The 12,330-nt window shown below is 73.0% G+C and carries 12 protein-coding genes; 1 reads left to right on the top strand and 11 read right to left on the bottom strand.

The genetic code is table 11. From position 1 onward, the window contains the following. Positions 1–82 precede the first annotated feature (82 nt). Positions 83–1,792 (top strand): acetyl/propionyl/methylcrotonyl-CoA carboxylase subunit alpha, encoded by a 1,710-nt coding sequence (locus tag WCD41_RS01195; RefSeq protein ID WP_337711545.1) that lies wholly within the window; start codon positions 83–85, stop codon positions 1,790–1,792. A gap of 52 nt (positions 1,793–1,844) precedes the next feature. Here WCD41_RS01195 and WCD41_RS01190 read toward each other — a convergent pair whose 3' ends face one another. From WCD41_RS01190 to WCD41_RS01140, 11 genes are all read right to left on the bottom strand, one after another. Continuing rightward, positions 1,845–2,516: a TetR/AcrR family transcriptional regulator gene (locus WCD41_RS01190; RefSeq protein ID WP_337711544.1), complete on the bottom strand. Its 672-nt coding sequence runs from the start codon at positions 2,514–2,516 to the stop codon at positions 1,845–1,847. Positions 2,517–2,581: 65 nt separating this feature from the next. Continuing rightward, entirely contained in the window at positions 2,582–4,123 is a 1,542-nt protein-coding gene (locus tag WCD41_RS01185) for a class I adenylate-forming enzyme family protein (protein ID WP_337711543.1), read from the bottom strand. Continuing rightward, the gene (locus WCD41_RS01180; RefSeq protein WP_337711542.1) at positions 4,120–4,554 is read right to left on the bottom strand and encodes a nuclear transport factor 2 family protein; all 435 of its coding nucleotides are present in this window, start codon (positions 4,552–4,554) and stop codon (positions 4,120–4,122) included. The genes WCD41_RS01185 and WCD41_RS01180 overlap by 4 nt, the downstream gene beginning before the upstream one ends. Continuing rightward, a complete protein-coding gene (locus WCD41_RS01175) occupies positions 4,551–4,976 on the bottom strand; it encodes a nuclear transport factor 2 family protein (protein ID WP_337711541.1) in 426 nt (141 codons plus the stop codon). Before WCD41_RS01175 ends, WCD41_RS01180 begins: the two co-directional genes overlap by 4 nt. A gap of 13 nt (positions 4,977–4,989) precedes the next feature. Beyond that, entirely contained in the window at positions 4,990–6,108 is a 1,119-nt protein-coding gene (locus WCD41_RS01170; RefSeq protein WP_337711540.1) for an NDMA-dependent alcohol dehydrogenase, read from the bottom strand. A 16-nt stretch (positions 6,109–6,124) separates the two neighbouring features. Beyond that, positions 6,125–6,958, bottom strand: coding sequence for a mycofactocin-coupled SDR family oxidoreductase (locus WCD41_RS01165; RefSeq protein WP_337711539.1), 834 nt, complete (start codon positions 6,956–6,958; stop codon positions 6,125–6,127). 1 nt (position 6,959) lies between these two features. After that, entirely contained in the window at positions 6,960–8,540 is a 1,581-nt protein-coding gene (locus WCD41_RS01160; protein ID WP_337711538.1) for an AMP-binding protein, read from the bottom strand. Positions 8,541–8,547: 7 nt separating this feature from the next. Next, positions 8,548–8,958, bottom strand: a complete 411-nt coding sequence (locus WCD41_RS01155) for a nuclear transport factor 2 family protein (RefSeq protein WP_337711537.1) — start codon at positions 8,956–8,958, stop codon at positions 8,548–8,550. 10 nt (positions 8,959–8,968) lie between these two features. Next, on the bottom strand, positions 8,969–10,183 hold the full coding sequence (locus WCD41_RS01150; protein WP_337711536.1) for a cytochrome P450: 1,215 nt from the start codon (positions 10,181–10,183) through the stop codon (positions 8,969–8,971). 179 nt (positions 10,184–10,362) lie between these two features. Beyond that, a complete protein-coding gene (locus WCD41_RS01145; RefSeq protein WP_337711535.1) occupies positions 10,363–11,256 on the bottom strand; it encodes a type IV toxin-antitoxin system AbiEi family antitoxin in 894 nt (297 codons plus the stop codon). Positions 11,257–11,385: 129 nt separating this feature from the next. Continuing rightward, positions 11,386–12,264, bottom strand: a complete 879-nt coding sequence (locus WCD41_RS01140) for an LLM class flavin-dependent oxidoreductase (protein WP_337711534.1) — start codon at positions 12,262–12,264, stop codon at positions 11,386–11,388. Between the last annotated feature and the right edge of the window lie 66 nt (positions 12,265–12,330).

Raw genomic sequence — 12,330 nt, 5'->3', positions numbered from 1 at the left:
CTCCCGCGTGACGTGACGTGGCTCTCGTCGCGACGGTAATCTACCATCCGGCCGTTTGGTAGATGAGTCCTTGGAGGTCGCCATGCCCGGGCCCGTGCTCGTCGCCAACCGGGGTGAGGTGGCCGTCCGGATCGTGCGTGCCTGCCGCGAGCTGGGCCTGCGCTCCATCGTGGTCCACAGCGACGTCGACGCCGGATCGCTGCCGGTGCGGCTGGCCGACGAGGCGGTCCGGGTGGGCTCGTACCTGGACGTCGACGCCGTCATCGCGGCCGCCCGGGGCGCCTGGGCGGTGCACCCCGGCTACGGCCTGCTCGCCGAGGACGCCGGGTTCGCGCGGGCGGTCGTCGACGCCGGGCTGGTGTTCGTGGGCCCGCCCGCCGACGTCGTGGCGGCGATGGGCGACAAAGTGCGCGCGCGGGCGCTGGCCGGGGAGTCCGGGGTGCCGGTGCTGGACGGGACGGACGGACCCGTCGACGCCGATCTCGCCCGCGCCGCCGCCGCCGAGCTCGGCTTCCCGCTGCTGGTCAAGGCCGCGCACGGCGGGGGCGGGCGGGGCATGCGGATCGTCGCCGGCCCCGACGACCTCGACGACGCGGTCGCCGCCGCCGCGCGTGAGGCGGCCGCGGCGTTCGGGCGCGGCGAGGTGTTCCTCGAGCGCCACGTCGCCCGCGCACGCCACGTCGAGGTGCAGGTGCTCGCCGACCACCACGGCGCCATCGCCGTCCTCGGCGACCGCGACTGCACCGTGCAGCGCCGCCACCAGAAGCTGCTCGAGGAGGCCCCGGCACCCGACCTGCCCGATGCCGTGCGCGCCGAGCTGCACGAGGCGTCGCGGCGACTCGCCACGGCCGTCGGCTACCGGGGCGCGGGCACCGTCGAGTTCCTGGTCGACCGCGACACGGGCGCGCCCGCCCTGTTGGAGATGAACACGCGCCTGCAGGTCGAGCACGGCGTCACCGAGCTGGTCACCGGCGTCGACCTCGTCGTCGCGCAGCTGCGGCTGGCGGCCGGGGAGCCGCTGCACGACGTCATCGGCACCGCCGAGGTGCGCGGCCACGCGATCCAGGCCCGCGTCGCCGCCGAGGACCCGGCCGCGGGGTTCGTGCCGTCCCCGGGCCGGGTGAGCGACCTCCGGGCCCCGGCCGGCCCCTGGGTGCGCGCCGACCTGGGCGTCGAGGCCGGCGACGCGGTGCCCGGCGCCTACGACTCACTGATCGGCAAGGTCCTGGCCTGGGGCCCCGACCGCGCGACGGCGGTGACCCGCCTCGCCGGCGCGCTCGACGACCTCGTCGTCACCGGCGTGCCCACCACGGCGCCCTACCTGCGCACGGTCCTCGACCGCCCCGAGTACGCCGCGGTCGCGCACGACACCGGCAGCGTCGAGCGGGACTGGGCGCCGACGCCGTCCCCGTCGCCCGCCGCACCGGCGGCCACAGCGTCCACGACGCGCTCGATCCGTCTCGCCACCGACCGCGGTCCGCTGGCCCTGCGCGTCCCGCGTCACCGGGGCGACGCAGCGGTCCCGCCGGACGCCGTCGTCGCTCCCTCGACGGGCACGCCGGGCGCCGCCGCGGCGACCGGCGACCCCGTCGCGCCGATGGACGCGACCGTCGTCGACGTCGCGGTGACGGCCGGCGACGACGTGGCCGCCGGCGCGGTCCTCGTCGTGCTCGAGGCGATGAAGATGGAGCTGCCCGTGCGGGCGCCGCACGCGGCACGCGTCGACGCCGTCCACGTCGCTCCGGGTGACCGCGTGACGGCCGGGACCGCGCTGCTGGTGATCGCCGAGTGATCAACGCGGACTTCCGCCGCCTAGAAGCAGCGAGATACCCGTTCGCTGCGACTCAGGCGCCGACCGCGGCACCCCGGGCGGCGAGGGCGTCGGCGGTCGCGACACCGTGCAGCGCCATGGCGGCGAGCTGGACGCCGATCTCCTCGGGCGTCGAGGGGCCGTCGGCGCGGAACCAGCGGTAGACCCAGTTCGTCGAGCCCAGGACCGACAGCCCCGCGACGCGGGGGTCGACGTCCGGGCGGGCGAGGCCCTGGCGCTGGGCCTCGGCGACGAGGTCGCGGAACACGCCCTGGTAGGCGTGCCCGGACCCGAGGATCTCCTCCCGGCGCGCGGTGGGCAGCGACTCGAGCTCGTGCAGGAACACCGCGGTCGGCACGAGGTTGCGGCACGCGTGCTCGACGTGGGCGCGGATGGTGCGCTCGAGGCGGTCCAACGCGTCTCCGGGGCCCTGCGAGGCGGAGGACACCACGGCGAAGCCCTCGCGGTGGACCTCGCTGATCACCTCGAAGAGCAGGTCCTCCTTGGACTGGATGTAGTAGTACAGGCTGCCCTTGAGCATGCCGAGGCGGTCGGCGATGTCCTGCAGCGAGGCGCCGTCGTAGCCCTTCTCGTAGAACATCTGGGTGGCCACCTCGAGCAGCTGCGCCCAGCGTTCCTCCCGGGGCTTGCGCTCCCCGACGGTCCGGCGCTCGCTGCGCCCGGCCGGCCGGCGGTCTTGTGCCATGTGCTCCGCTCCCGGTGCTCGCTCTCCGTGACCACCATACGGTCGGTAGGCGGACGACGCGCCGCTCACCCCGCCGTCAGGTGACGCCGCGACAGCCGCGGCGCCTCGGTCACCCCGCGCGCGGCGAGGTCGGCGGCGACCCGCTCGCGCAGCACCCCTTTCTGCACCTTCGTCCCGGACATCGGCCAGCTCTCGACGAACTCGACGTAGCGCGGCGCCTTGTAGGTCGCGAGCGTCGCCAGGCAGTGGTCGACGAGCTCGCCGGCCAGCTCCCCGGTGTCGGCGTCCCGGAACGCCGGCGCGAGCTCGACGTAGGCCGCCGCCACCTCGCCGAGGCGCGCGTCCGGCGCCCCGACCACGGCCACGACGCCGACCGCCGGGTGCTCGGCGAGCCGCCCCTCGACCTCGGCCGCGGCGACGTTCTCCCCGCCGACCTTGAGCATGTCCTTGAGCCGGCTGACGAACGTGAACCGCCCGGCCGCGTCGCGACGCACCAGGTCCCCGGTGTGGAACCAGCCCTCGGCGTCGATCCGCTCGGCGGTGGTGTCCGGGTCGCCGTGGTAGTACGCCATCCGCGAGATCCCGCGGTGGAGGAACTCCCCGATCTCTCCCGGGCCGCACTCCCGCCCCGTCTCCGGGTCGCGGACGGTCGCCTCCATGTCCCGCAGCGGGACCCCGCTCGTCCCCGCGCGGGCCTCGGGCGGGTCGTCGACCGACCCGACGCAGCAGAACCCCGCCGACTCGGTGCCCCCGAGGCACGAGATCTGGATCGAGCCCGGCATCCGCGCCTGCATCGCGGCCATCCGCTCGGCGGGCCCGACGTTGATCACGGTGCGGAGGTCGGGCACCAGCGCCGGGTCGTACCGCGGGTGGTCGAGCACCGGCAGCCAGATCGTGTCGAACGCCGGGAAGGCGACGCTCGCGCGCTCGTCGACGAGCTGGCGCCACGCCGTGTCCGGGGTGAACGTCCCGACGTGCACGAGCGTGCAGCCCGCCGCGAGCGAGCCCGTGAGCAGGTCGATCCCGCCGCAGTGGTGCAGCGGCAGCGGGGTCCAGAACCGGTCGTCGGGCGTGAGCCGGAGCCGCTCGACGAGGTTCTCGCCGAGCGCGGCGTACGCGCCGTGGGTGTGCACGCAGCCGCGCGGGCGCGACGTGGTGCCCGAGGTGTAGAGCAGGATCATCGGGTCGTCGGGGGCGAGGTCCACCACCGGCGGGTCACCGCCGGGCTCGGCCACCTCGGCCGGCGTCACGGATCCCGCCCCGGCCAGGTCGAGCAGCTCCGGCGACGCCACGACGACGGACGGGTCGGCGTCACCGCGCAGCCAGGCCGTCTCGTCGGGCGTGCCGCGCGGGTTCACCGGCGTCGGGATCGCGCCGAGCAGCGTCGTCCCGAGGATCCCGGCGACGGCGTCGAGCCCGCTCGGCAGGACGAGCAGCACCCGGTCGCCGCGACGCACCCCGCGCGCGTGCAGCCCGGCCGCCCAGGCCCGCGCGGTGTCCCGCACGGCCGGCCACGTGGCGCGCTCGGACGGGAAGGCGACCTCCCGCGTCGGCGAGCGCGCCACCGCGTCGGCGAGGAGCTGCGGCAGGGTGCGCAGCACCCTCACGCGGACACCTCCTGCCCCGGCATCGTGACCGTGCCGCCGAGCGCCTCGACCAGCGTGATCGGGTCGAAGTACTCGGCGAACCAGGTGATCGCGCCACCGCTCACCCGGAAGCGCGCGATGTAGGTGTTCCGGTAGGGCCGGTCGGTGGCGAGGATCCGGGCGTCGCTCGCGTAGTGCGCGACGATCGAGCCCGGGTCGTCGGCGACGGCGTCGAGCCGGTGGTCGTGGAATCGCAGCGGCGTGATCATCGCCGGCATGCCGGCGAAGAACGCCTGCACGTCGGCCTTGCCCTCCACCCGCCGCGGGAAGCCGGGCGGGGCGTAGGGCAGATCCATGACGACGTCGTCGGCGAACGTCTCCGCGAGCGCGTCGAGGTCGAGCGCGCCCACCGCGTCGAGGTACCGGCGCACCACCTCGTGAGGATCCGTCACGCCTCGAACCCCTCCATCTGCGGAGCGGTCAGCGGGGAGATCACGCGGCTCGCGATCTTCCAGCCGTCCGCGGTGCGCCGGTAGGTGTCGACGTTGAGCGCGGCGGCCTTGATCGACGCCCCGGTCGTGGTCTTCCCCTCCGCGAGGACGTAGTTCGTCCCGTGCGCGTGGTCGTCGTCGTCGAACTCGACGACGTGGTTGGTCATGATGTGGAACTGCTCGGACATCGAGCCGGCGTCGCGCTCGAAGAACGCGAGGACCTGCTCGCGGCCCTCGTAGCGCTCGAGGCCGACGCCCGTCGCGTCCCAGACGGCGTCGTCGGTGTAGGCGGAGAGCGCTTCCTTCGGGTCGAAGCGGTCGAGGCCCCGGGCGTAGAGGTACGTGGCCTGGATGATCTCGGCGCGGTCGTTCGCATCGGGCATCGGAGGAATCCCCTCAGTCGTAGATGATCACGCCGCGCACGTTCTTGCCGTCGTGCATGTCGCGGAAGGCCTGGTTGATGTCGTCGAGCGAGTAGGTGCGCGTGATCAGCTCGTCGAGCTTGAGCTCGCCGCGCAGGTAGAGGTCGGCGAGCAGCGGCACGTCGGTGCGGCTCGTCGTCGTCCCGTAGAGGGAGCCCTGGAGGCGCTTGCCGGACATGGCGAACGTGAACAGGTCGAACGGCACGTCGCGCTGCAGGACGGGCGCGGCCCCGGTGAGCACCATCGTGCCGCCGCGCCGCGTCATCTCCTGGGCCGGGTTCATGAGGTCGCCGGTGACGACGCCGACGGTGATGATCACGCGGTCGGCGCCCTGCCCGTTGGTGAGGCCCTCGACGATCTGCCCGGCCTCCTCGTAGTCCTTCGCCACGTGGGTGGCGCCGAACTCGACGGCCTTCTCGCGCTTGAACGGCGCCGGGTCGACGGCGACGACGTTGCGGGCGCCCTTGTGCCGCGCGCCCTGCAGCGCGTTCATGCCGACCCCGCCGGTGCCGACGACCACGACGGTGTCGCCGAGCTCGATCTCCGCGGCGTACACCGACGAGCCCCAGCCCGTCGGGACCCCGCAGCCGATGAGCGCGGCCTTGTCCAGCGGCATGTCCTCGGGGATCGGGATCACGGCGTCGAGCGGCGCGACGACGTACGGCGCGAACGTGCCGAGGTAGGACATGCAGCCGACGCCCTGGCCGCGCGCGTGCACGCGGTGGGTGCCGTCGGGGGCGACGCCGGCCAGCACGCCGGCGCCGAGCTCGCACATGTTCGACTTGCCCTGCACGCACATCTTGCAGCGCCCGCACGACGGCAGGAACGACAGGACGACGTGATCGCCGGGCTTCACCGCCGTGACGCCGGGCCCGACCTCCTCGACCACGCCGGCGCCCTCGTGCCCGCCGAGCACCGGCGACCACGGCAGCGGGATGTCGCCGGTGTCGAGGTGGTCGTCGGAGTGGCAGACGCCCGACGCGGCGAGCTTGATCAGCGCCTCGTGCGCCTTCGGCGGGTCGAGCTCGATCTCCTCCACGGTCCAGCCCGAGCGCGTGCCGGGCTCCCAGAGCAGGGCTCCTCGTGTCTTCATGGTCGTCTCCCAGGGGTCACTTGACGGCGGCACCGGCGTCGACGGGCAGCGTCGCGCCCGTGATGTAGCGGGCCTCGTCGGAGAGCAGGAAGAGCACGGCGTTCGCGACGTCGACCGACTCGATCCACGGGATCTCGAGCGCGTTGAGCGAGGTGAACCCGGGGATCGCCTTCTCCTGCGTGGGCTCCGGGTCGCCGGGGGCGAACATGCCCCAGGTCCCCGGGTTCTGGATCATGTGCGTGTCGACGTTCGTCGGGTGCACGGTGTTGACGCGCACGCGGTAGGGCGCGAGCTCGTTGGCGAGGTTGCGCATCAGCCCGACGACGCCGTGCTTGGCCGAGACGTAGTGCCCGACCTGCTGGATGCCCTTGAAGCCGCCGATGGAGCTGGTGAACACCATCGCCCCGCCGGTCTCCATGAGCTGCGGGATCGCCGCCTTCGCGGTGTGCCAGACGCCGGTGAGGTTGACGTCGATCATGTCCTGCCACGTGGTCTCGTCGAGCTCCCACGCGCGCCCGTAGCTCGCGATCCCGGCGTTGGCGACGACGCCGTCGAGCCGGCCCAGCTCGGCGACGCCGTCGGCCACCGCGCCGTCCAGGGCGGCCTGGTCGCGCACGTCGGCGACGCGCGCGACGATCCGCCGGTCGTGCTTCTCGACCAGGGCGACGGTCTCGTCGAGGTCCTCGCGCGTCGCCGGCGGGTACTTGCCGACGACGGTGTCGATGCCCGCGCACAGGTCGACGGCGACGACGTCGGCACCCTCCTGCGCGAGGCGCACCGCGTGGGCGCGCCCCTGGCCGCGGGCGGCCCCGGTGACGAGGACGACCTTGCCCTCCATGCGTCCGGCCATCTCAGACCCTCCTCTCGGCGTCAGCCCAGAACGGGGCCCGCAGGTCGCGCTTGAGGATCTTGCCGGTGGGTGCCTTGGGCAGGGCGTCGACGAACTCCACCGAGCGCGGCTTCTGGTACGACGCGAGGTGCGCCCGGGCGGTCTCGACGATGTCGGCCTCGGTCGCCGTGGTGTCCGGCTTGAGCACGACGAACGCCTTGACGCTCTCGCCCCACTCCTCGTCCGGCACGCCGATCACCGCGCACTCGAGCACGGCGGGGTGGTGGTTCACGGCCTCCTCGACCTGCACCGAGTAGATGTTCTCGCCGCCCGAGATGATCATGTCCTTGGCGCGGTCGACGATGAACACGTAGCGGTCGGCGTCCCACGTCGCGAGGTCGCCGGTCCACATCCAGCCGTCGCGCAGGGTGTCGGCCGTCAGGTCGGGCCGGTTCCAGTAGCCCGCCATGTTCGCCTCGGAGCGCACGACGATCTGCCCGACGGTGCTGCCGTCGGTGGGCACCGGGTTGCCGTCGACGTCGACGATCCGCACCGACGTCACGAACCCCTCGCGCCCGCAGGACTGCAGCCGCTCGGGGTGGACCCCGTTGACCGCGGCGTGGTGGTCCTCCTGGGACAGGAAGCACATCGTCGTGCCCTCGGTCTGCCCGTAGCCCTGGATCAGCGTGCACGGGAACGCCTGCAGCGCGTTCTTCACGACGGCCGAGGGCATCGGGCCGCCGCCGTACTGGATGTTGCGCAGGCTCGCGATGTCGTACCGGTCGAAGCCGGGCACGGCCATCATCCAGTTGAGCATCGTGGTGATGCCGAGGAACGCCGAGACGCGCTCGGCCTCGATGATCTCCAGCGAGCGCTTGGCCTCGAAGTTCATCAGCACCAGCGGGCAGCCGTGGCGCATGTAGTTCATCGAGAGCACGACCGGGATGTGGTACATCTGCCCGGTCAGCATGTAGACGTCGGTCGGCACGATGCGCTCGGCGACGGTCTGGTTGAGCATCCCGAACGACGCGCTGCGGTGGGTGTGCAGCGCGCCCTTCGACGCCCCGGTCGTGCCACCGGTGTAGAGGATGAAGAACGGGTCGTCGTCGCCGACGTCCGCGCTGTCGGTGGGCTCGTCGGCCGACGCGGCCGCGAGCAGGTCCTCGTAGCTGCCGTCGCCACCCGGCCCGTACGAGAGCCAGTGCTCGACGTCGACCAGCCCTCCGAGCTCGCGCCCGACCTCGGCCCACTCCCCCGCGACGACGATCGCCCGCGGCCCGCCGTCGGCGACGATGCGCGCGAGCTCCCCGGCGCCCAGGCGCCAGTTCAGGGGCTGCACGACGAGCCCGGCGCGCCCGGCGGCGTAGTAGATCTCCTGGAACTCCGTGGAGTTCTTCGCGAGCACCGCGACCCGGTCGCCGCGCTGCAGGGCGAGGCCGTCGGGGCCCAACCTGTTCCGACCGCGCAGCCCGTTGGCCAGGCGCCGTACCCGCTCGTCCAGCTCGGCCCAGCTCGTGCGGCGCTCGGTGGTGGTGTCGACGACGGCGTCCCCGCGCGGGGTCAGGGCCGCCCACTTCTCGGGGATGCGACCGATGTTGACCATGACGTCCTCAGTAGGGCAGGTCGAGGTAGACGTACCGGTCGGCGATCAGCCACGTGCCGTTCTGCACGACGAGCTGGTCGCGGTACCAGCCGCTGGAGAGCACCTTCACGGTCCCGTTCTCGATCGAGAGCAGCGTGAGGTTCGTGGTCGCGATCGCCTCGTCGTCGCTCTCCTTCTCGAACCACAGGTTGGAGAGGTTGTGGCGACGCTGGTCGGTCTGGGCGGCCATCGAGTCGGCGTGCAGCTTGCGGATGGCGTCGCGGCCCTCGAACGGGCCGATCAGCTGCCCGTCGCGGCCGATGCGCAGGCTCATGCGGGCGTCGGCGGTGAAGCAGGACGCGATGAGGTCCGGGTCGGCCTCGTCGTAGCCCCAGGAGGCCTTGCCGAGGAGGTTCTCGATGTGGGGGCGGACGGGCACGGCGGTCCTCCTAGCTGGGGGTGAACTCGAGGAGCAGGCGGCCGGGGGCTCGCGTGAACACCCCGGTCTCGGTCGGCGGCTCGCCGCCGGCGAAGCGGATGTCGGTCATGGCGTCGAGGAGGTCGTTCATGCCGACCTCGATCTCGAAGAGCGAGAGCAGCGCGCCGACACAGAAGTGCCGGCCGAGGCAGAACGCGAGGTGGTCGGCGGCGGCGGAGAAGGCGCGCGATCCGTCGAGGTCGGCGCGCAGCACGTCGAAGGTGTCGGGACGGTCGAACCGGCGCTCGTCACGGTTGGCGGCGCCGATGAGGCAGGTGACCGTGCGCCCGGCCTGCACGATCCCGCCCGAGAGCTCCACGTCCTCGGCGGGCTGGCGCATGATCATGTGCACCGGGGGCGACCACCGCAGCGTCTCGGCGAAGGCGGCGGGGATGAGGCTGCGGTCCTGCCGGACGGCCTCGAGCTGCTCGGGGTGGGCGACGAGGTCGGCCATCAGGCTCGTGATCGCCTTGTCCGTGGTCTCGCCGCCCGCGGTGAGGAGCAGGCTGCAGAACGCCTTGACCTCCTCGTCGGTCATCGACTCGCCGTCGATCTCGGCGGCGCAGAGCGTGGAGAGGAGGTCGTCGCCCGGGTTCTCCCGCCGCTCCCGGATGCGCGGGATCATGTAGTCCTCGAACTCGGCCTTGGTGCGCAGGCCCTCCGCGGCCACGGCCTCGTCACCGGCGAGGTTCCCGAGGAACCCCATGATCGACGTGTACCAGCCGTGGAAGCGGTCGTGGTCGGTGCGCGGCAGCCCGAGCATGTCGACGATGACGTTGATCGGGAACCGCGTCGCGTAGGCGTCGACGAGGTCGACGTGGCCGTCGGCGCGGAAGGCGTCGACGAGGTCGCGCGAGTTGCGCCGGATAGTCGGCCCGAAGTGCTCCTGCAGCGCCTTCCCGCGGAACGCGGGCGCCACCAGCGCGCGGTGCGTGGAGTGCTCCCGCCCCTCCATCTGCAGGATCGTGCGCCCGTGCACGGGCTCGAGCTGCCACGCGTAGTTCTCGCTCGTGAAGACCGGGTCCTTGAACGCCCGCTGCACGTCGTCGTAGCGGCTGATCACGTACGTCTGCATGGCCTCGTGCCACACGAGCGGGAACTCGTCGCGCAGCAGCCGGTAGGCCGAGTACGGGTCGCGGGCGAACTCCGGCGAGAGGATGTCCGGCGGTTCGAGCGTGGCCGTCATGGGTCCCCCGACCTGCGAAGACGTCGTTGCTAGCGCACCTACCGATCGTTTGGTACGCACCGGGGAGACTAGCATCACACCCGGGCGGGTCAAGGGCGCCCACCAGTCCCGCCCCTGGGTGATCAGCAGGTCGAGAAGCACCTCCCGATGCCCCTCGGGGGTGCTTTTCGGCCTGCTGATCACGGGAAGGGGACGCCCAGCTCGCGCGCCCGCCGCGCCAGGGCGACCCGGACCCGGCGCACGAATCCGCGCGGGTCGACGAACAGGTCGTGGGCGGTGATGGGCAGGATCAGCCAGCCGGCGCCCGCCAGTCGGGTCGTGCGCACGGCGTCCCGCCGCCACTGCCGCTTGTCGACGAGGTGGTGCTCGCCCTGGTACTCGAGTGCTGTCCGCAGCTGGCGCCACCCGAAGTCGACGCGCCCGATGAACCCGCCGCCGTCGTCGAGCACGACGAGCTGAGGCGTCGCCTCCGGGATGCCGGGCGCGGCGCGGAGGATCAGGCGTGTGCGCGTCTCCGGCGGCGACTCCGCCCGGGCGTCGGCGTCCGCGACCACCGCGACGAGGCGCCGCCGCCCCCGCGGGTTGTCGCGGAGCACCGGATGGTCGAGCAGCTCCTCGGGTCGGAACCGGAAGTGGTGTGCCAGCGCGTCGACGGCGATGACGCCCTCGACGTGATCGGCGCGCGACGCGAGGTCCACCGCGGTGCGGATCGGCGTCGTCACCGGGGTGCCGTCGACGAGCTCCACCTCGTCGTCGCCGAGCACGTCCTGGCGTAGCGCCTTCCCCGGGTGGGTGCGCCGGAGGTGGCGCGGGCCGACGACGAGCTCGATCGGCCTGTCGCCCTCGGGGGCGGCGTCCACCCCGTGCAGGAGGACCGCCGACCAGCCGCCGACGACCGCTCCGGGCACCTCGAGCACGGCGGCGCGGATGCGGAGCAGGTCACCGACGGCCACGCCGGCGGCCACGTAGGTGTCGCGTCCGAGCTCGCGGAAGCCCGGCCCACGCAGACGTCGCCGCGTGGCCAGGCCCGCCCCGATCGCTTCGGATCCACGGAAGGGCTGGGTGAGGTCCACACCGTGTTGGAGGGACGCCGGGCCCGTTCGGTTCCCTCCGCGGTGATCAGCAGGTCGAAAAGCACCTCCCGGGGGGCCTCGGAGGTGACTTTCGACCTGCTGATCTCGGGCGAGACCGGCGCGCCGCGACTAGGACCGCAGCGGCGCGATGACCTGTTCCGCGAAGCGCAGCACCGGTTCCGTGGACGCCGGGTTGCCGAAGTCCATGACGAAGTGGTCGACGCCGACGTCGCGCTTCGCCGCGAGCTCCTCCACCAACCGCGCGGAGTCGTCGTCGCTCTCGGGCAGCGCGCGTTCCAGCGTCACGGACACCTCGATCCGGTCCGCATCCCGGCCGGCCTCCTCGGCGGCACGGCGCACGATGTCGCGGCGCCGGACGAAGTCCTCCGGCTCGCCCTTGAACGGGCCGTTCCACATGTCCGCCAGCCGCCCGACGAGAGGCAGCCCGATCTGCTCGCCGGCCGCGCCGATGCACACGCGGGGCGGCGGGTCGGTCAGCGGCGGGGCGGCGGCGCCGTCGATGCGCCAGTACCGGCCCTCGAACGACGGGTCCTCCTCGGTCCACATCCGCCGGCAGATCGTGATCGCCTCCTCGAGCTGGGCGAAGCGGACCGCGGGCCGGGGGAAGTCGTAGCCGTAGGCCTCGTACTCGGGCTCGCGCCAGCCGGCGCCGATGCCGAGCACGAAGCGCCCGCCGGACAGGTACTGCAGCGTCGCGGCCATCTTCGCCAGCAGCGGCGGGTGGCGGTAGCCGACGCCGAGCACGTGGTGGCAGAGCTCGACCGAGGGATGGCGCGCCGCGAGCCACGTCAGCGTCGTCCACGCCTCGAGGAACGGGTCGGTCTTCTGGTCGAAGCCGTAGAAGTGGTCGGCGATCCACAGCGAGTCGAAGTGCGGGAGCGCCGTCGGCAGGATCGCGGTGTCCTGGTCGGCGGCGATGGGGCGGTGGTCGCTCCACCGGTTCCCGATCACCGGGGAGAGCCAGCCGAACTTGGGAGTGGTCGCCACCGCGGCATCATGCCAAGCGGCTTGACCGGGAGCACGGCGACTTGCCACGCTGTCGAACGGTCGTTT

Origin of the sequence: Actinomycetospora aeridis (assembly GCF_037400275.1) — a bacterium.
Taxonomy (GTDB): domain Bacteria; phylum Actinomycetota; class Actinomycetes; order Mycobacteriales; family Pseudonocardiaceae; genus Actinomycetospora; species Actinomycetospora aeridis.
This window is presented reverse-complemented; position numbering and strand designations above follow the sequence as displayed.